The organism is Neisseria sp. 27098_8_139 (assembly GCF_041433195.1).
GTDB lineage: Bacteria > Pseudomonadota > Gammaproteobacteria > Burkholderiales > Neisseriaceae > Neisseria > Neisseria subflava.
Genome location: NZ_JAPWBA010000003.1, coordinates 219,124 through 236,953, shown reverse-complemented (window position 1 = coordinate 236,953; position 17,830 = coordinate 219,124). Strand labels below are relative to the sequence as shown.

Below are 17,830 nucleotides of genomic sequence, written 5' to 3'. Positions count from 1 at the left end.
GTTTTATAAAAATTTTAATATTTTAAGAAAATACAAATGCCTATGGTATGCCGAATATGAAATCCAAGCAGGCTTTGAAACTATGGCTTATAATATTCGTCATAGTTTCTAATGACAGTGAATTTTTATTACTGACTTTTTGTAGAACATATACTGCCAAACTCCATATTATGAATAATTATTTAAAATCAAGCCTGTTGGCTGCTGCCTTGTTCAGTATGCCCGTTGTCGCCTTTGCCCAGCAACATACCGTTTATTTCAATCAAAACGGTAAACTGACGGCAACCATGCCTTCGGTTGCTTATGTCCGCCAATATAAGATTGAGGCAGGCAAGGCGCAGGTGCAGGATTTTTACTATCCATCGATGAAAAAATATTCTGATCCGTACGAAGTACCTGCCGGTCAGATTAAGGTTTTTGTGCCGGCGTTGGATAACGGTACGCTGACCCTGTGGCATTTCAACGGTCAGAAAAAGATGGTCGGCAGCTATCGCAACGGCAAACCTCATGGCGAATGGGTCAACTGGTATCCAAACGGCAAAAAATCTGCGGTGATGCCTTATCAAAATGGTCTGAGCGAGGGCGTGGGTTCCCGCTATTACCGAAATGGTGTGAAAGAAAGCGAAATCCAATTTAAGCACGATAAGGCCAATGGTTATTGGAAACAATGGTATTCAGACGGCAGCCCGAAAACCGAAATGATGATGAGCAATGACAAGCCAACGGAGATCATCAGTTGGGATGAAAATGGCCGCGTTGTGTCTGAATTGAGTATTCGCAACGGTAAACGTAGCGGCATCATTTTGGATTGGTATGATGATGGTGCGAAGAAATCCGAGTTGGTTTATAAAGACGACCAGTTGGTGAAAAAAACTTTCTGGGATACGGACGGATACGTTCTCGAATAATTTTGACAATAAAAAACCGCAGGCTGATCAGCTTGCGGTTTTTTTATTACATACAGCCTTTGTTTTGGCATAGGGTAAATAACGGAGCGCCGCTTTCACGGATTTTTTTGCCGCCGTCCAAGTCGGTAAATTCCAAAATGGCAGCCGCTTCGATTACTTCGCCGCCCAGTTTGCGGATCAACTCGACACCTGCGAGCATTGTGCCGCCGGTTGCCACTAAATCATCTACCAACAAAACGCGTGCGCCTGGCTTGATGGCGTCGGTATGGATTTCTACCGTTGCTTCGCCATATTCCAAAGCGTAACTTTGAGAAACCGTATCAAACGGCAGTTTGCCTTTTTTGCGGATGGGGACAAAGCCGACGTTCAGCTGATAGGCCAAAGCCGCGCCAATAATGAAGCCGCGCGCATCCAAGCCTGCCACGACATCAATTTTCTGCCCCATATAGCGGTAAACCAGTAAATCAACCAGCAGGCGGAAATATTCTGCGCTTTGCAAAACGGGAGTAATGTCATGAAACAAAATCCCTTTTTGCGGCCAGTTTTCAATTTTACGGATTTTGTCCGCCAAAGCCTCTACGCCCATTACTTCAGGATGAATCAACATCTCGACATTCCGAAATCAAAAAGTTTTTAACACGATATTGTAGCGGTCATATGCGGACTTGCCAAATTAATCGATACAATAGCCAAATTTTGCAACATGCCGTCTGAAATTCCGAGAAATATTGTGTTGTGTTATAATTTACAGATACATACCATCGGCTGAACCACCATGCAAAATCATAAAAAAGGCAATATTTACATCATTTCTGCCGCTTCCGGCACAGGTAAAACGACCTTGGTGTCGCGCCTGTTGAAAAATCATGACGATATCCGTGTTTCCATTTCTCATACTACACGCCAGCCGCGTGAAGGTGAGGCACATGGTATGCATTATCACTTTGTTCCCAAAGAAGAATTTGAATCGCTGATTGAGCAAAGAGCCTTTTTGGAACACGCCAATGTGTTCGGCAATTATTACGGCACCAGCATCGCCGGCGTGAATTCGTTGAGCGAAGAGGGCTATGACGTAATTTTGGAAATTGATGTGCAAGGTGCGGCGCAAGTGCGTAAATCGTTGCCTGAAGCCAGCAGCATTTTTATTCTGCCGCCTTCCTTTGAAGTATTGGCGCAACGTTTGATCGGCCGTGGTACAGACAGCGAAGAAGTTATTCAAACACGCCTTTCAAAAGCCCGTCATGAGATTGAGCAATCCGTTTTGTTCGATTACGTCGTCGTGAATGACGATTTGGATCGTGCCGAAGCCGATTTGTTCCACATTATTAAAGCAGGCCGTCTGAAAAAATCCTCTCAACAGGGATTTATCTCAAACCTGTTGGAAAATTCGTAAAAAACAGCGAAAATAACCGTTTATTTGAAACATAGAAAGAAAGCAAGCAAACATGGCCCGTATTACTACTGAAGATTGCACAGGTAAAATCCCTAACCACTTCGACCTTACCCTCGTTGCCGCCCGTCGCGCACGCCAATTAGAAAACGGCAATACGCCTTTGGTTGACGACATCCGCAACAATAAACCAACCGTAACCGCCCTGCGCGAAATCGCAGCCGGACAAATCGGAACCGAGCTGCTGACCCGCAACAAATAAACCAACCGGCAAACCGATAAAACCGCCGCGCGGACTGTATCGGTGCGATATCACAACCGATACAGTCTGACGGCTTAAAAATAGCCATAAAAGGCCGTCTGAAAATGCCAGCCCCACTGCCTACCGCCCCCTATGATCCGTTGACAGCAGAAGCGCGCGAGCTTCTGTTTCGCACCGCATCCTATCTCAATACCAACGAGCAGGCCGAGCTTGAAAGAGCCGTTGCCTACGCTTTCCACGCCCATGACGGACAAACCCGTAAAAGCGGCGAACCCTACATCACTCATCCCCTTGCCGTTGCCACGCAGCTTGCGATTTGGCACATGGATGTTCAAGGCCTCTGCGCGGGCGTTATGCATGATGTATTGGAAGATACGGGCGTAACCAAAGTCGAAATGGCGGCAGAATTCGGCGATACCATTGCCGAAATGGTAGACGGCCTCTCCAAACTGGAAAAACTCAAATTTGAAGATCATGCCGAGCATCAGGCGGAAAGTTTCCGCAAGCTTATCCTCGCCATGACTAAAGACGTGCGCGTCATCGTCGTCAAACTTGCCGACCGATTGCACAATATGCGCACCCTTGGCTCTATGCGTCCGGAAAAACGCCGCCGCATCGCCAAAGAAACCCTCGAAATCTATGCTCAAATCGCCAATCGCATTGGTCTGAACAATGCGTATCAAGAGCTTCAAGACTTATCGTTCCAAAACCTCCACCCAAGACGCTACGAAACCCTGAAAAAAGCCATGGACAACAGCCGCAAAAATCGCCGCGATGTTGTCGGCAAAGTGTTGCGTGCATTCGGTCAGCGTTTGGTCGGTGTCAATATTGAAGCCAAAATCAAAGGCCGCGAGAAAAACTTATACAGCATCCATCAAAAAATGTTGGCTAAAAAACTGCGTTTTGCCGAAGTGATGGATATTTACGGCTTTCGTGTCATCGTAAACAACATTCCTGCCTGTTATGCCGCGTTGGGCGCATTACATAATTTATACCACCCCAAGCCCGGCCGTTTTAAAGACTATATCGCCATTCCGAAAAGCAACGGTTATCAAAGCCTGCACACAACCTTGGTCGGTCCTTACGGTTTGCCTATCGAAGTGCAAATTCGTACGCGTGAAATGGATGCTGTGGCTGAGGGCGGTATTGCCGGACATTGGATTTACAAATCCGGTGAAAACACTCCGGATCAAGCCGTCCTCCATATGAACCGATGGATGAAAAATATTCTCGACCTGCAGGCTAGTAGCTCAAATGCCATCGAGTTTCTAGAGCATGTCAAAGTCGATTTGTTCCCCAACGAAGTCTATATCGTTACTCCGAAAGGCGATATCCTTACCTTGCCTAAAGGTGCGACGCCGATTGACTTTGCCTATGCCGTACACACCAATATCGGTCATAAAACCGTTGCCGCGCGTATCAATAACGTCATGATGCCGCTGCGCACCAAGCTGAAAACTGGCGATACGGTAGAAATCATTACTTCCGAGCATGCCAAGCCTAATGTAGCATGGCTGAACTTTGCCGTTTCCAGCCGTGCGCGCAGCGCCATCCGCCAATACATTAAAAATCTGAATCGTCACGATGCCGTTGTTTTAGGTGAAAACCTGCTGCAAAAAGCTTTATCCAGTCTGTTGCCTAAAGACATCCTGCTTTCAGACGACCTCAAAGAAAAATACCTTGCCGATTTGAATACCAAACAAACCTCGTTTGAAGAGGTTCTTTACAATGTCGGTATGGGGCATACTTTGCCGGTACACGTTGCCATGCATATTGCCGAGTTGGCAGGCCAACATTTTGGCAGCACGGTCAAACTCAGTCCGATCAAAGTCAACGATCAGGAAACCGGCCGGATTCATTTTGCCGAATGTTGCCATCCGATTCCCGGCGATACGATCCGCGCCTTATTGGTCAAAGACAAGGGTATGATTATCCACCGTGATACCTGTCAAACTTTGGTCAAAGCCGATCCGGAAGAGCAACTCGATGCGGGTTGGGACAGTTTGCGCAATCAAACGTACCGCACCATCCTCAATGTCAAATCCGAAGATGCGCATGGTTTGCTTGCCTCAATGGCGCAAGCAATTTCCAATTCCGGTGCGGACATTGAATCTGTCGATACGCCAACCAAAGCGCAAGCAGGAACAGAAGGTTTTGTAGAATTTAAATTTACAATTAAAGTCAAAGACTTGGATCAGGTTAATCAGATTATTCATGCAATGCATGCCAATCCGAATATCCGTAAAGTGATTCGAGGATAATCTGTGATCAGCATGATAAGAAAAGGCCGTCTGAAAGTGTGTTCAGACGGCCTTTTGAGTATGTACAAACAAACTCTGTTAGTTTGTTTTGAAGAAAAATAATGCTTCAGGTTGGATTTAACTTAACCAAAAACGGAAAACCAAGAAGAAAACCAAGGCCAAAACGCCGGCCCAAACCAGTAACATGAATCCGGCTACTGCCTGACCCAAGCGGTAAACAGGATTTTTGCGTTCGTCTTCGAGTAGGGGATTAGGTGTATCGTGCGGTTTGTCGGACATGATGAAGCTCTAATTGAATTATTGAATAAAAGCGTAAGGGTACGCCGATAGAAGCAAAGATTCAAGTGGGAATGATTATTGATAGAAGTCTTCGTCTTCATTCCACGCGGTTTTTAAGACCGTCTGAATGGTGTCGGCGCCAAAGCCGCGATAGGCAAGGAAACGCGCTTGTTTTTGTTTTTCTTTCAAATCTTGAGCTTCTTGCTTGAATTTTTTACGCAAGACGGAAATGGCGGTTTGCAGCTCGTCCTCCCTGTCGGGTAAGAATTCCCGACAGTCGTCTGCATCGATACCTTGTTGCGCCAAGGCTTGTTTGAGGCGGAGCGTGCCGTAACGGTTGCTTTTGCTGTGAATATAGGCTTCTGCGTAACGTTGGTCGGATTGCCAATTTCGTTCGACGAATTCGTCCAAAACCTTTTCCAATTCTTCTTCGCTTTCAGCATGGGGAGCCAGTTTGCGTTTCAAGCCGACACGGCTGACTTCCTGACGGGAAAGAATATCCAAGGCGCGGGCGCGTAAGGTTTTGGGAGGTTTCATGGGATATGGAAGGGGAGGGATTTAACTACATTGAATTACATTTAAGACGGCCTGATTGGGTGAAAGCACCGAAAAGGCCGTCTGAAAATAAAGCCGAATTATTCTTCGTCTTTGTTTTTTTGCGGTTGCAGATTTTCGTAGATTTCAGGCAGGGCGCGAATCAACAAATCAGGTTTGGTCGCTTTGTCTTGAGAGAGTAAGGTCATATCGCCGTAGCCGAATGTTACGCCGACGCTGAAGCAACCGGCCGCTTTGGCGGCAATAATGTCATTTTTAGAGTCGCCCACCATCAGCATATTGGCAACGTCGATGCCCAAAACTTCGGCTGCATGTTGAAGCGGCAATGGGCTGGGTTTTTTCTCAGTCAGGCTGTCGCCGCCGAGAACCAGGCTGAAATAGTCGTCGAGATTGAGCTGTTTCAGCAACTCAGCAGCCAGGATTTCATTTTTATTGGTAATGACAACCAATGGAATACCCAATGACTTGAGCAGGCTGAGACCGGCTTCGGTTTCAGGGTAGGGGCGGGTAAAGTCGCTCAAATGCTCGCGATAATATTTCATAAAGAACACAAAGCCTTTTTCCCAGATTTCAGGATCGGCTTCTTTTTCACGATCATTGGTAATGACGCGATGAACCAACTTGCTGATGCCGTCGCCGACATAGCTTTCAACCGTTTGGGTAGGTAAAACAGGTAAACCCAAGTGCGCACACATGGCTTGGGCTGCTGCGGCCAAATCGGGAACGGAATCACATAAGGTACCGTCCAAATCAAAGGCAACGGCTTGAACGTGTTCTAAAGCAGCAGTGGTCATTGAGTAGCTTTCTGTCATATTATTTAAGCGGTTATTTTAACATTGTTTGTCTGATTTGCCGATGTTTTGCTGATTCTTTAAAGGGATATTCGTTTAAATTGTTAACAATTTTTGCTGGTGTAAGTCTGTCAGCCTGTTTGTAATATGGCAAGAATTTTGTCAACAAAAAGGGTGGTTTGGTAGGCATTAAAAAACAAAGGGTTTGTATATTTTTTTGAATGGTTTGATGAGCATTTATACTAGGCCGTCTGAAAATTTTTTGGTTGGTGTGCCGATATTTTCAGACGACCTCAAACTAAATTCATATATAAATGAATAGATTCGCTTTTTATCGACTACACGCTATTACATTTTTGTCCGTTTTTGTATATAGTAACGTGTATGGCTCTCGTCTAATCATATGTATGAAAAGGAAAAATACATGTCCGCATCTGCTGTAAAAGAAACGCTGAATCCGTTTGAAATTGCGCAAAAACAAGTGAAAACTGCCTGCGACCGTCTGAATGCCGATCCAGCAGTATTTGAAATCTTGAAAAAGCCACAACGTGTTTTGGAAGTCAACTTCCCTGTCAAACTCGACAACGGTACAGTAGAAAATTTCACCGGCTACCGTTCACAACACAATAATGCCGTCGGCCCTTACAAAGGCGGCGTACGTTTCCATCCTAATGTGAATATGGACGAGGTTAAAGCCCTGTCTATCTGGATGACCATCAAATGCTGCGTGGCCGGTATTCCTTACGGCGGCGGTAAAGGTGGTATTACTTTGGATCCGCGTAACTATTCCGAAGCGGAATTGGAACGCATCGCCCGCGCTTATTCCGAAGCCATTTCTCCGCTGATCGGCGAGAAAATCGATATTCCTGCCCCTGATGTGAACACCAACGGCAAAATCATGTCTTGGATGGTTGATGCCTATGAAAACGTAGTGAAACATTCAGCACCGGGCGTCTTCACCGGTAAACCGGTTGAGTTTGGCGGTTCCTTGGCACGTACCGAAGCCACCGGTTACGGCGTAAACTTCGCTGCCGTCCAAGCTTTGGAAAAACTGGGCAAAGACGTGAAGGGTGCTACTTACGCCATTCAAGGTTTTGGTAACGTGGGCTACCACACCGGTTACTATGCACATAAAGCTGGTGCGAAAATCGTTGCCGTATCTACTGTTGACGTTGCCATCTACAACGAAAACGGCTTGGATATGGAAGCAATCATCAAAGAATTCCAAACCAAAGGTTTCATCACCAATGAGGCCGGCTACGGTAAAGAAATCAGCAATGCCGAACTTTTGGCTTTGGATGTGGATGTACTCGCCCCTTGCGCGCTGGAAAACCAACTGACTTCTGAAAATGCCGGTAAAGTACGCGCGAAAATCGTGGTTGAAGGCGCAAACGGCCCGACTACTCCTGAAGCCGATGTTATCCTGCGTCAAAACGGCGTATTGGTTGTTCCTGATATTTTGGCAAACTGCGGCGGCGTGGTTGTATCTTATTTCGAATGGGTACAAAACCTGCAAGGCTACTACTGGGAGTTTGACGAAGTTCAAGAGAAAGAAACAGTGGTTCTGCGCCGTGCATTCCGCGATATTTGGAACTTGGCTCAAGAATACGATGTCGACCTGCGTACCGCTTCTTACATGATGAGTATCCGTCGTGTTGAAAAAGCAATGAAACTGCGCGGTTGGTATTAATCGGTTGACCGATAGCTAAGACAAGGCCGTCTGAAACCTGTTTTCAGACGGCCTTGATGTTTTTGATAAGAGCCTTTACAAATTTTAATCCACCTTGATTCCATTTCAATCAAACTCAGCTATAATCCCCTTTTTTGACCTTTCCGGAAAAGACATAATCATGAACAAAACTTTCAAATTCAGCGCATTGGCTTTGTCTGCTCTGTTGGCGATGACTGCTTGCAACCAACAAAAAGACACTGCCACCAAAGATGCTCCTGCTGCTTCCGCAGCTTCAAATGCGACTGCAGATGCTTCCGCCATCGGTTCTACTGCCCAACAAGCCAGCTACGCAATGGGTGTGGACATCGGCCGTTCATTGAAACAAATGAAAGACCAAGGCACAGAAATCGATTTGAAAGTCTTCACCGAAGCCATGGAAGCCATGTTTGAAGGCAAAGAAGTTAAAATGACTGAAGCCCAAGCTCAGGAAGTGATGATGAAATTCCTGCAAGAGCAACAAGAAAAAGCGGCTGCCAAACGTGCTGAAGATGCCAAAGCAAACTTGGAAAAAGGCGAAGCGTTCTTGAAAGAAAACGCGACTAAAGAAGGCGTAAAAACCAGCGCTTCCGGTCTGCAATACAAAATCACCAAAGAAGGCGAAGGTAAAAAACCGACTAAAGACGACATGGTTACCGTTGAATACGAAGGCCGTCTGATTGATGGTACCGTATTTGACAGCAGCAAAGCCAACGGCGGCCCAGTCAGCTTCCCTGTAAGCCAAGTCATTCCAGGTTGGACTGAAGGTATCCAACTCTTGAAAGAAGGCGGCGAAGCAACATTCTACATCCCGGCTAAATTGGCTTACCGCGAAGTGGGCGCCGGCGATAAAATCGGCCCGAACGCCACTTTGGTATTCGACGTGAAACTGGTTAAAGTCGGCGCGCCTGATGCTGCCGCACAACAACCAGTACAAGTTGACGTACAAAAAGTTCAATAATCCGAATCAAGGCTTACGCCCTTAAACAACGGATAAAAGGCCGTCTGAAAAAATTCCGTTTCAGACGGCCTTTGTTCTAAACCAACAAGGAATTATGATGAAAAATATCGTCATCCTTATTTCCGGACGCGGCAGCAATATGCAGGCGATTGTGAATGCCGATATTCCCGATGCCAACATTGCAGCCGTATTGAGTAACAACGAGACCGCAGCCGGATTGGCATGGGCGGCAGAGCGCGGTATTGCCACCGACAGTTTGAACCATAAAAACTTCGACTCGCGTCTGGCATTTGATCAGGCCATGATGGAAAAAATCGATGCCTATCAGCCCGATTTGGTCGTATTGGCGGGCTTTATGCGCATTTTGACTCCGGAGTTCTGCGCCCATTATGAAAACCGCCTGATTAATATCCATCCGTCCATCCTGCCTTCCTTTACCGGTTTGCATACCCATGAACGCGCATTGGAAGCAGGTTGCCGAGTGGCAGGCTGCACCATCCATTTCGTAACCCCTGAGCTGGATTGCGGCCCGATTATTTCGCAAGGCATTGTCCCTATTTTGGACGGCGATACCGCCGACGACGTTGCCGCACGCGTGCTGACGGTTGAACACCAGCTGTTTCCGCAAGCCGTTGCCGATTTTGTTGCAGGCCGTCTGAAAATCGAAGGCAACCGCGTTTTGAATGCACAACGCAATGCCGCCGGTCAAAGCCTGCTGGCTTGATTGAAACACCATACACACAAGGAAAACATCATGAATCCGATTAAAACAACTCTGCTGACACTTTCCCTGCTCACAGCCTCCGTCGGCGTGCAAGCCGCTGAATTGCCGCAATCTGCCGTTTTGCAATACTCAGGCAGCTACGGTATTCCTGCGACCATGACCTTCACACGCAGCGGCAACCAATACAAAATCGTCTCTACCATCAAAGTACCGCTTTACAATATCCGCTTTGAATCCGGCGGCAGCATTAGCGGCACGACCTTGCATCCGTCTTACTACAAAGATGTACGCGGCGGCAAAGTGTATGCCGAGGCCAAATTCTCCGGCGGCAACATCACTTACGGCAAAGCAGGTGATTTGAAAACCGAAAAATCCGGCCCGGCCATGGACTTGTTCACTTTGGCATGGCAACTGGCTGCCAATGATGTACGCCTGCCGTCAGGTTTGAAAATTACCAACGGTAAAAAACTGTACACTGTCGGCAGCATGAACAAAATCGGCAACGAAAGCTATAAACTGAACGGCGGTACAACGCCTGTGAGCAAATATCGCGTCCGCCGCGGCGACGATACCGTTACTTACTCGTTTGCTTCCGATATCGACAATATCCCTGCGCAAATCAGCTATACCGATGACGGTAAAACCTACAACCTGAAACTGACTTCCGTCAAAATCAACGGTAAAGTAGTGAAACCGTAATCTTTATTTACTCAAACAAGAAGGCCGTCTGAAAAGTTTTCAGACGGCCTTTTATCTTTACAGCAACACAATATCGTATTGTTCCTGCGTGTAGGCGGTTTCGACTGCCAGTGAAATCGGTTTGCCGATAAAGTCTATCAACATTGCCAGCGATTGCGATTCTTCGTCTAAGAACAAGTCGATGACATTCGGAGCGGCCAAGATGCGGAAGGCTTGGACATCGTAGCGGCGCGCTTCGCGGACGATTTCGCGCTGAATTTCGTAGCACACGGTTTGCGGCGTTTTCAGACGGCCCCGGCCTTGGCAGGAAGGGCAGGGTTCGCAGAGGATTTGGCTTAAGTTTTCACGCGAACGTTTGCGCGTCAGCTCGACCAAACCCAAACTGGTGAAACCGTTGAGGGTAACGCGGGTACGGTCGAAGGCGAGGGCTTTGGCAAGCTCTTGCAGGACGGCTTCGCGGTGGGCTTCCTGCGCCATATCGATGAAGTCGATGATGATGATGCCGCCGAGATTGCGCAGGCGAAGTTCGCGGGCGATGGTGTGGCAGGCTTCGAGGTTGGTGCGGAAGATGGTTTCATCAAAATTGCGTGCGCCGACAAAGCCGCCGGTGTTTACGTCAATGGTGGTCATGGCTTCGGTGGACTCGATGATGAGGTAGCTGCCGAAGTTGAGGTTGACGCGCGGTTGCAGGGCGCGGGCGATTTCCTGCTCGATGTTGTGGGTTTCAAATAGGGGGCGTTCGCCTTTGAACAGCTCGATTCTGCCCAATGCGCCTTGAACGTATTGTTCGGCAAACTGGGTCATGCGGCGGTGGTTTTCAGTCGAGTCGACCAGGATTTTGTGCGTATCAAGGCTGAACATATCGCGCAATACGCGCAGGCTTAATGGCAAATCTTGATACAGCAGGGTTTCAGGCGGTTGGATTTTCGCCTGTTTTTGAATGTGTTCCCACACTTTGGTCAGATAGTTGATGTCTGATTGCAGCTGGGCATCGGAAGCGTTTTCGGCGTTGGTGCGGATGATGTAGCCGTGGCAGGCGTTTTCTGGCAGCAGGTTGTTGAGGCGCTCCCTCAGGATGCTGCGTTCGGCATCGTCCTCAATGCGTTGGGAAATGCCGATGTGGTCTTCTTGCGGAAGATGGACGAGGAAACGGCCGGCCAGTGAGATTTGGGTGGAAAGCCGCGCGCCTTTGGTATTGATGGGGTCTTTGATGACCTGAACCAAGACGGACTGGCCTTCAAAGAGCATGTGTTCGATGCGTTGGGTTTCGTCCGGATTGCGGCGTTGTTCGAGGACGTCGACGATGTGCAGAAACGCGGCGCGTTCCAAGCCGATATCGATGAACGCGCTTTGCATGCCAGGGAGGACGCGTTTGACGACGCCCAAATAAATATTGCCGACCAAGCTATGGCCGCTGTTGCGCTCGATGTGCAGCTCGCAGATATTGTTCTCTTCCAAAACAGCCACACGCGTTTCTTGCGGCGTGATGTTGACGAGGACGGTTTCGGGCGGACGCACGGCGTCCTTGGGGATGGGGATTCCTGAAAGCATGGGGATACCTGATTTTGAATAGAAAAACTTTTGCGATGTGTTCTTCTCCAAAAAACAAATGGCAAAAGTCATTCTGCGAAAGCGCTTATCATACTTTAATTATGGTTTTTCCGCATCTGCACAAATGTTTATGGCCAAGAGGCCGTCTGAATGTTTTTTACAACCGTACGGCGGGAATACTTGTAAAATAACGCTTATGCCCATATAGTCATGAACATTGGTATTTTGGAAGAAATCATGCAAACCGTTACTGTTTATACCGGTCCGTATTGTCCGTACTGCACCATGGCGAAAAGGCTGTTGCAAGCGGTGGGTGTGAAAGAAATCAACGAAATCCGCATCGACGGCAATCCGGAAGTTTTTGCCGAAATGCAGCAGCTTTCCGGCCAGCGCAGCGTGCCGCAGATTTTTATCGGCGACACCCATGTCGGTGGCTTTACCGATTTGTACCGCTTGCAGCAGGAAGGCAAGTTGGACGAATTACTGAATCCTTAACCCTTAACTTAGGAAAATAAAATGAGCGAAGAATTGCAACCTGTATTCAGCGTTGAGCGTCTGTATGTAAAAGACTTGTCTTTGGAAGTGCCTCACGCGCCACAAATCTTCTTGGAACAAGGCGAGCCTGAAGTGGATATGCGCGTTTCTACCGGTAACACCAAACTGGAAGATGGTTTCTACAGCGTTGACGTTACCGTTACCGTGACTGCCAAACTGAACGAAGAGCGTACCATGTTCTTGAACGAAGTTACCCAAAGCGGCATCTTCCGTTTGGAAAACATTCCTGAAGAAGACGTACAACTGCTGTTGGGCGTTGCTTGTCCGAACATCCTGTTCCCTTACGCACGTGAAGCCATTTCCAACAGCGTAACCCGCGCCGGCTTCCCACCTGTACTGCTTGCTCCGATCAATTTTGAAGCAATCTACCAACAACAACAGGAAGCTAACGCTTAATTGCGTTATACCTAAATTAAGGCCGTCTGAAACATTGCGTTCAGACGGCCTTTTTGTTTTCGGATAAAATACAGCAAACTTTCAATCAGCTGCCTTTTAAGATGACGCCCGAAACCCAAAAACAGCTCAAAATTACCGATGTTTCCGCCAAGAAGCTAGAGAAACTCAACCTCCATACCGCGTGGGATTTGGTGTTGCACCTGCCGTTGCGTTATGAGGACGAGACGCACATCATGCCGATTAAGGATGCGCCGATCGGCGTGCCGTGTCAGGTCGAGGGCGAGGTCATCCATCAGGAAGTAACTTTTAAGCCACGCAAACAGCTGATTGTCCAAATTGCCGACGGTTCCGGCAGTGTCCTTTTTTTGCGTTTCATCCACTTTTACGCCAGCAACCAGAAACAGATGGCGGTCGGCAAACGCATCCGCGCCGTGGGCGAAATCAAACACGGGTTTCACGGCGACGAGATGATTCATCCCAAAATCCGCGATGCCGAGAGCAGCGGTTTGGCGGAAAGCCTCACGCCGATTTATCCGACCGTAAATGGTTTGAACCAGCCTACTTTGCGTCGCATTATTCAGACGGCCTTGGACGTTACGCCGCTGCACGACACGCTGCCCGATGCCTTATTGGGTCGTCTGAAACTGCCGCACCTCGCCGAAAGCCTGCGCCTTTTGCACTCTCCGCCGCCGAGTTTTACCATCCACCAGCTTTCCGACGGCGCGCTGCCCGCATGGCAGCGGCTCAAATTTGACGAACTTTTGGCGCAACAGCTTTCCATGCGCTTGGCGCGGCAGAAGCGTGTCAGCGGCTCAGCCACGGCATTGGGCGGCGACGGCACGCTGACCCAAGCCCTGCGCCACGCCTTGCCGTTTGCTCTGACCGGTGCACAAGAAAGAGTCGTGTCCGAAATCCGCCGCGACATGGCGCAAACCCATCCTATGCACCGCCTGCTTCAAGGCGATGTCGGCAGCGGCAAAACCATCGTCGCCGCCTTGTCCGCGCTGACTGCCATCGAATCCGGCGCGCAGGCGGCTGTGATGGCGCCGACTGAAATCCTTGCCGAACAGCATTTCATCAAGTTCAAACAATGGCTTGAGCCGTTGGACCTTGAAGTCGTCTGGCTTTCCGGCAGCCAGCGCAAAAAAGCCAAAGACGAAGTCAAAGCCAAACTCGCCGACGGCACCGTCAAAATCGCCGTCGGCACGCACGCCCTGTTTTCAGACGACGTCGAGTTTCAAAATCTTGGTTTGGTGATTGTGGACGAACAACACCGCTTCGGCGTCGCCCAACGCCTTGCCCTCAAAAACAAAGGGCGCGACGTCCACCAGCTGATGATGTCCGCCACGCCCATCCCGCGCACGCTTGCCATGAGTTTTTTCGCCGACTTGGACGTGTCCGTCATCGACGAATTGCCGCCCGGTCGTACCCCGATTAAAACCCGCCTCGTCAACAACGTCCGCCGCGCCGAAGTCGAAGGCTTCGTTCTCAACATCTGCCGCAAAGGGCAGCAGGCATACTGGGTCTGCCCGCTGATTGAAGAAAGCGAAACCCTGCAACTGCAAACCGCCACCGAAACCCTAGCCCAGCTTCAGGCAGCTTTGCCCGAACTCAGCATCGGCTTGGTACACGGGCGCATGAAGGCCGCTGAAAAAGCCGAAGTCATGGCGGATTTTGCCGCAGGCCGTCTGAACGTCTTGGTTGCCACCACCGTCATCGAAGTCGGCGTAGATGTGCCCAACGCCGCCCTGATGGTGATCGAACACGCCGAACGCATGGGCTTGGCGCAGCTGCACCAATTACGCGGGCGGGTAGGGCGCGGCGCGGCAGAAAGCGTGTGCGTCCTCCTGTTTGCCGAACCCTTGAGCGAACTCGCCAAAGCGCGGCTGAAAGTTATCTACGAACACACCGACGGCTTCGAAATCGCCCGCCAAGACCTCAACATCCGCGGTCCCGGCGAATTTCTCGGCGCGCGCCAAAGCGGCGTCCCCATGCTGCGCTTCGCCAACCTTGAAGAAGACCTGCACCTCTTGGAACAAGCGCGCGAAATCGCGCCCATGTTAATCGAACAAAACCCCGAAATCGTCGAAGCGCATTTGGCAAGGTGGCTTTCCAGCAGGGAAGGTTATTTGGGCGTATAAAATTTGCATGAAAAGAAAAAAGGCCGTCTGAAAACAGACGGCCTTTGGTTTGGCTGGATAGGGGTTTAGAAACCTTGTGCCAACATGGCATCGGCTACTTTGACGAAACCAGCAATGTTCGCACCATTGACATAGTTCACTTTGTCTCCGACTTTGCCGTATTTCAGGCAGGATTCGTGGATGTTGTGCATGATGTCGAACAGGCGTTGGTCGACTTCTTCACGGGTCCAAGACAGGCGGATGGCGTTTTGACTCATTTCCAAACCTGAAGTTGCTACGCCACCGGCGTTGGAGGCTTTGCCCGGAGCGTAGAGGATGCCGGCTTTGATAAATTGTTCGACCGCGCCCAAAGTTGACGGCATGTTCGCACCTTCGGCAACCACATAGCAACCGTTTGCCAGCAGGATTTTGGCGGCATCTGCGTCCAATTCGTTTTGGGTGGCGCAAGGCAGGGCGACTTCGGCTGCGATGTTCCACGGTTTTTGGTTTTCAAAGTATTGCAGGCCTTGTTCTTTGGCGTAAGTGGCCACGCGTTCGCGGCGTACTTCTTTCAGCTCGATCAAAGCGGCAAGTTGCGCTTCGGTCATACCGCTGTCAGGGAAGAGGACAAAGCCGTTGGAGTCGGAAACGGTCAATACTTTTGCACCCAGTTGGATGGCTTTTTCGGCTGCATATTGTGCCACGTTGCCGGAGCCGGAAATCAACACGCGTTTGCCTTCGATGCTGTCGTTGCGGGTTTCCAACATGGCTTGGGCAAAATACACGCAGCCGTAGCCGGTGGCTTCAGGGCGAATCAGGCTGCCGCCCCATTCGAGGCCTTTGCCGGTCAGGACGGAAGCAAATTCGTTGCGGATTTTTTTGTATTGGCCGAACAGATAGCCGATTTCGCGGCCGCCTACGCCGATATCGCCGGCAGGAACGTCGGTGTCGGCGCCGATGTGGCGGTAGAGTTCAGTCATAAAGGCTTGGCAGAAGCGCATTACTTCGGCATCGGATTTGCCTTTAGGATCGAAGTCGGAACCGCCTTTGCCGCCGCCCATAGGCAGGGTGGTCAGCGCGTTTTTGAAGACTTGTTCAAAAGCGAGGAATTTCAACACGCCCAAGTCGACGGTAGGGTGAAAGCGCAAACCGCCTTTGTAAGGGCCGATGGCGGAGCTCATTTGAATGCGGTAGCCGCGGTTGACTTGAACTTGGCCTTTGTCGTCCATCCAAGTGACGCGGAACATAATCACGCGTTCCGGTTCAACAATACGCTCAAGCAGGCTTTGTTGGGTGTATTTCGGGTTTTTCGCCAAAAACGGATCCAAACTCATGAGTACTTCTTCAACGGCTTGGTGGAAGGGTTCTTGGTTGGGATTGCGTTGTTTAAGATTGTTAAACAGGGTGTTCAGGTCAGTCATTTTTCTACTCCTATTGAGTGAGATGTTTCAATATTTATGTTTCGAAATATAACTGTAAAAAATTTACTTGCCAAGAAAAATTTTAGCAGGATTGTTGACATTATTTTTTTACCAATTTGTAAAATTAGAATTATATTTTTAGAATTATTGAAAATTATTGATTATATTTCATATATTAAAAATAATAAGCCATAAAGTTCTAAGTAATTAAACTAGAAAATTTCAAAATTTTTTTGTAAAAATTTTATTTGGCTCAAAATTTCTTGTAAATAAATGCTAAATTGTCAACATTATTAACGGATATACACTAAGCCTAGAGGAAGGGTTGGTCCATTGCAGACAGAGAGGCAGGCCGTCTGAAAATTCGGTACAATACGCATCAAATTCCCACAACACATACATTAAGGAAACCCATGAAAGCCTATCACGACCTTATGCGCCATGTTCTCGACAATGGCATCGACAAATCCGACCGTACCGGCACCGGTACGCGTTCTGTATTCGGTTACCAAATGCGTTTTGATTTGAGTGAAGGCTTTCCGCTGTTGACTACCAAAAAATTGCATCTTCGCTCGATTATTCATGAGCTGCTTTGGTTTCTCAAAGGCGATACCAACATCAAATATCTGAAAGACAACAACGTTTCCATTTGGGACGAATGGGCGGACGAAAACGGCGATTTAGGCCCGGTTTACGGCTACCAATGGCGCAGCTGGCCCGCACCCGACGGCCGCCATATCGACCAAATTGCCAATGTGGTGGAACAAATCAAGAAAAATCCCGACTCGCGCCGCCTGATTGTGTCCGCATGGAATCCCGCTTTGGTCGACGAAATGGCCTTGCCGCCTTGCCACGCGCTGTTTCAGTTTTACGTTGCCAACGGCAAACTGTCCTGCCAGCTTTACCAACGCAGCGCCGATATTTTCCTTGGCGTACCGTTCAACATCGCCAGCTACGCATTGTTGACCATGATGATGGCGCAAGTGTGCGGACTGGAAGCCGGTGAGTTTATCCATACGTTTGGCGATGCCCATTTGTACAGCAACCATATCGAGCAGGCCCGACTGCAATTAAGCCGCGATTTCCGAAGCCTGCCGACCATGAAAATCAACCCTGAAGTCAAAGACTTGTTTGCCTTCAAATTTGAAGACTTCGAGTTGGAAGGCTATGATCCGCATCCGCACATCAAAGCAGCAGTATCGGTGTAATCCAAGTTAAAAAACAAAAGGCCGTCTGAAAGTTCAGACGG

General features: G+C 48.9%; 18 protein-coding genes. 12 read left to right on the top strand and 6 right to left on the bottom strand.

Annotation, left to right across the window (positions count from 1 at the left end; translation table 11 throughout):
* Window positions 1–170: 170 nt before the first annotated feature.
* On the top strand, window positions 171–908 hold the full coding sequence (locus tag O3660_RS05640) for a toxin-antitoxin system YwqK family antitoxin (protein ID WP_049352152.1): 738 nt from the start codon (window positions 171–173) through the stop codon (window positions 906–908).
* Window positions 909–954: 46 nt separating this feature from the next.
* Here O3660_RS05640 and O3660_RS05635 read toward each other — a convergent pair whose 3' ends face one another.
* A complete protein-coding gene (locus O3660_RS05635) occupies window positions 955–1,515 on the bottom strand; it encodes an adenine phosphoribosyltransferase (RefSeq protein WP_003686145.1) in 561 nt (186 codons plus the stop codon).
* Window positions 1,516–1,683: 168 nt separating this feature from the next.
* On the opposite strand from O3660_RS05635, the gene gmk reads away from it, so the two are divergent.
* From gmk to O3660_RS05620, 3 genes are all read left to right on the top strand, one after another.
* Window positions 1,684–2,301 (top strand): guanylate kinase, encoded by a 618-nt coding sequence (gene gmk / locus O3660_RS05630; RefSeq protein ID WP_049352154.1) that lies wholly within the window; start codon window positions 1,684–1,686, stop codon window positions 2,299–2,301.
* Between the two features lie 52 nt (window positions 2,302–2,353).
* The gene (rpoZ, locus tag O3660_RS05625; RefSeq protein WP_003682294.1) at window positions 2,354–2,560 is read left to right on the top strand and encodes a DNA-directed RNA polymerase subunit omega; all 207 of its coding nucleotides are present in this window, start codon (window positions 2,354–2,356) and stop codon (window positions 2,558–2,560) included.
* Window positions 2,561–2,664: 104 nt separating this feature from the next.
* On the top strand, window positions 2,665–4,821 hold the full coding sequence (locus O3660_RS05620; protein WP_049352156.1) for a bifunctional (p)ppGpp synthetase/guanosine-3',5'-bis(diphosphate) 3'-pyrophosphohydrolase: 2,157 nt from the start codon (window positions 2,665–2,667) through the stop codon (window positions 4,819–4,821).
* 117 nt (window positions 4,822–4,938) lie between these two features.
* On the opposite strand, the gene O3660_RS05615 is transcribed toward O3660_RS05620, so the two are convergent.
* The 3 genes from O3660_RS05615 to O3660_RS05605 all read right to left on the bottom strand — a co-directional run bounded on the left by O3660_RS05615 (window position 4,939) and on the right by O3660_RS05605 (window position 6,449).
* Window positions 4,939–5,100, bottom strand: a complete 162-nt coding sequence (locus tag O3660_RS05615) for a hypothetical protein (RefSeq protein ID WP_039861975.1) — start codon at window positions 5,098–5,100, stop codon at window positions 4,939–4,941.
* A 75-nt stretch (window positions 5,101–5,175) separates the two neighbouring features.
* Window positions 5,176–5,637, bottom strand: a complete 462-nt coding sequence (recX, locus tag O3660_RS05610) for a recombination regulator RecX (RefSeq protein ID WP_049352160.1) — start codon at window positions 5,635–5,637, stop codon at window positions 5,176–5,178.
* 98 nt (window positions 5,638–5,735) lie between these two features.
* A complete protein-coding gene (locus O3660_RS05605) occupies window positions 5,736–6,449 on the bottom strand; it encodes a phosphoglycolate phosphatase (protein WP_049352163.1) in 714 nt (237 codons plus the stop codon).
* Between the two features lie 421 nt (window positions 6,450–6,870).
* Between O3660_RS05605 and O3660_RS05600 the strand changes: the two genes are divergently transcribed.
* The 4 genes from O3660_RS05600 (at window position 6,871) to O3660_RS05585 (ending at window position 10,538) form a co-directional block, all read left to right on the top strand.
* A complete protein-coding gene (locus tag O3660_RS05600) occupies window positions 6,871–8,136 on the top strand; it encodes a Glu/Leu/Phe/Val dehydrogenase (RefSeq protein WP_003685975.1) in 1,266 nt (421 codons plus the stop codon).
* A gap of 160 nt (window positions 8,137–8,296) precedes the next feature.
* The gene (locus tag O3660_RS05595) at window positions 8,297–9,115 is read left to right on the top strand and encodes an FKBP-type peptidyl-prolyl cis-trans isomerase (RefSeq protein ID WP_049322703.1); all 819 of its coding nucleotides are present in this window, start codon (window positions 8,297–8,299) and stop codon (window positions 9,113–9,115) included.
* A gap of 97 nt (window positions 9,116–9,212) precedes the next feature.
* The gene (gene purN / locus O3660_RS05590; protein WP_049322704.1) at window positions 9,213–9,839 is read left to right on the top strand and encodes a phosphoribosylglycinamide formyltransferase; all 627 of its coding nucleotides are present in this window, start codon (window positions 9,213–9,215) and stop codon (window positions 9,837–9,839) included.
* A gap of 30 nt (window positions 9,840–9,869) precedes the next feature.
* Window positions 9,870–10,538, top strand: coding sequence for a membrane protein (locus O3660_RS05585; RefSeq protein WP_049322705.1), 669 nt, complete (start codon window positions 9,870–9,872; stop codon window positions 10,536–10,538).
* A 57-nt stretch (window positions 10,539–10,595) separates the two neighbouring features.
* Here the strand turns inward: O3660_RS05585 and O3660_RS05580 are convergent, their stop codons facing one another.
* Window positions 10,596–12,089, bottom strand: a complete 1,494-nt coding sequence (locus O3660_RS05580) for an Rne/Rng family ribonuclease (RefSeq protein ID WP_049322706.1) — start codon at window positions 12,087–12,089, stop codon at window positions 10,596–10,598.
* Between the two features lie 237 nt (window positions 12,090–12,326).
* Between O3660_RS05580 and grxC the strand changes: the two genes are divergently transcribed.
* The 3 genes from grxC (at window position 12,327) to recG (ending at window position 15,181) form a co-directional block, all read left to right on the top strand.
* On the top strand, window positions 12,327–12,584 hold the full coding sequence (gene grxC / locus O3660_RS05575; protein WP_003684090.1) for a glutaredoxin 3: 258 nt from the start codon (window positions 12,327–12,329) through the stop codon (window positions 12,582–12,584).
* A 21-nt stretch (window positions 12,585–12,605) separates the two neighbouring features.
* Window positions 12,606–13,040, top strand: a complete 435-nt coding sequence (gene secB, locus O3660_RS05570; RefSeq protein WP_003745844.1) for a protein-export chaperone SecB — start codon at window positions 12,606–12,608, stop codon at window positions 13,038–13,040.
* A 101-nt stretch (window positions 13,041–13,141) separates the two neighbouring features.
* Window positions 13,142–15,181 (top strand): ATP-dependent DNA helicase RecG, encoded by a 2,040-nt coding sequence (gene recG, locus O3660_RS05565; protein WP_371464641.1) that lies wholly within the window; start codon window positions 13,142–13,144, stop codon window positions 15,179–15,181.
* A gap of 65 nt (window positions 15,182–15,246) precedes the next feature.
* Here recG and gdhA read toward each other — a convergent pair whose 3' ends face one another.
* A complete protein-coding gene (gene gdhA, locus O3660_RS05560) occupies window positions 15,247–16,581 on the bottom strand; it encodes an NADP-specific glutamate dehydrogenase (RefSeq protein ID WP_049322707.1) in 1,335 nt (444 codons plus the stop codon).
* A 413-nt stretch (window positions 16,582–16,994) separates the two neighbouring features.
* Between gdhA and O3660_RS05555 the strand changes: the two genes are divergently transcribed.
* Window positions 16,995–17,789: a thymidylate synthase gene (locus O3660_RS05555; RefSeq protein WP_036491762.1), complete on the top strand. Its 795-nt coding sequence runs from the start codon at window positions 16,995–16,997 to the stop codon at window positions 17,787–17,789.
* Window positions 17,790–17,830 lie beyond the last annotated feature (41 nt).

What these genes read in the sequence shown, in the direction of transcription:
- O3660_RS05640 (WP_049352152.1), top strand. Translation starts at nt 171, where the DNA reads ATGAATAATTATTTAAAATCAAGCCTGTTGGCTGCTGCCTTGTTCAGT.
- O3660_RS05635 (WP_003686145.1), bottom strand. Translation starts at nt 1,515, where the DNA reads ATGTTGATTCATCCTGAAGTAATGGGCGTAGAGGCTTTGGCGGACAAA.
- gmk (WP_049352154.1), top strand. Translation starts at nt 1,684, where the DNA reads ATGCAAAATCATAAAAAAGGCAATATTTACATCATTTCTGCCGCTTCC.
- rpoZ (WP_003682294.1), top strand. Translation starts at nt 2,354, where the DNA reads ATGGCCCGTATTACTACTGAAGATTGCACAGGTAAAATCCCTAACCAC.
- O3660_RS05620 (WP_049352156.1), top strand. Translation starts at nt 2,665, where the DNA reads ATGCCAGCCCCACTGCCTACCGCCCCCTATGATCCGTTGACAGCAGAA.
- O3660_RS05615 (WP_039861975.1), bottom strand. Translation starts at nt 5,100, where the DNA reads ATGTCCGACAAACCGCACGATACACCTAATCCCCTACTCGAAGACGAA.
- recX (WP_049352160.1), bottom strand. Translation starts at nt 5,637, where the DNA reads ATGAAACCTCCCAAAACCTTACGCGCCCGCGCCTTGGATATTCTTTCC.
- O3660_RS05605 (WP_049352163.1), bottom strand. Translation starts at nt 6,449, where the DNA reads ATGACCACTGCTGCTTTAGAACACGTTCAAGCCGTTGCCTTTGATTTG.
- O3660_RS05600 (WP_003685975.1), top strand. Translation starts at nt 6,871, where the DNA reads ATGTCCGCATCTGCTGTAAAAGAAACGCTGAATCCGTTTGAAATTGCG.
- O3660_RS05595 (WP_049322703.1), top strand. Translation starts at nt 8,297, where the DNA reads ATGAACAAAACTTTCAAATTCAGCGCATTGGCTTTGTCTGCTCTGTTG.
- purN (WP_049322704.1), top strand. Translation starts at nt 9,213, where the DNA reads ATGAAAAATATCGTCATCCTTATTTCCGGACGCGGCAGCAATATGCAG.
- O3660_RS05585 (WP_049322705.1), top strand. Translation starts at nt 9,870, where the DNA reads ATGAATCCGATTAAAACAACTCTGCTGACACTTTCCCTGCTCACAGCC.
- O3660_RS05580 (WP_049322706.1), bottom strand. Translation starts at nt 12,089, where the DNA reads ATGCTTTCAGGAATCCCCATCCCCAAGGACGCCGTGCGTCCGCCCGAA.
- grxC (WP_003684090.1), top strand. Translation starts at nt 12,327, where the DNA reads ATGCAAACCGTTACTGTTTATACCGGTCCGTATTGTCCGTACTGCACC.
- secB (WP_003745844.1), top strand. Translation starts at nt 12,606, where the DNA reads ATGAGCGAAGAATTGCAACCTGTATTCAGCGTTGAGCGTCTGTATGTA.
- recG (WP_371464641.1), top strand. Translation starts at nt 13,142, where the DNA reads ATGACGCCCGAAACCCAAAAACAGCTCAAAATTACCGATGTTTCCGCC.
- gdhA (WP_049322707.1), bottom strand. Translation starts at nt 16,581, where the DNA reads ATGACTGACCTGAACACCCTGTTTAACAATCTTAAACAACGCAATCCC.
- O3660_RS05555 (WP_036491762.1), top strand. Translation starts at nt 16,995, where the DNA reads ATGAAAGCCTATCACGACCTTATGCGCCATGTTCTCGACAATGGCATC.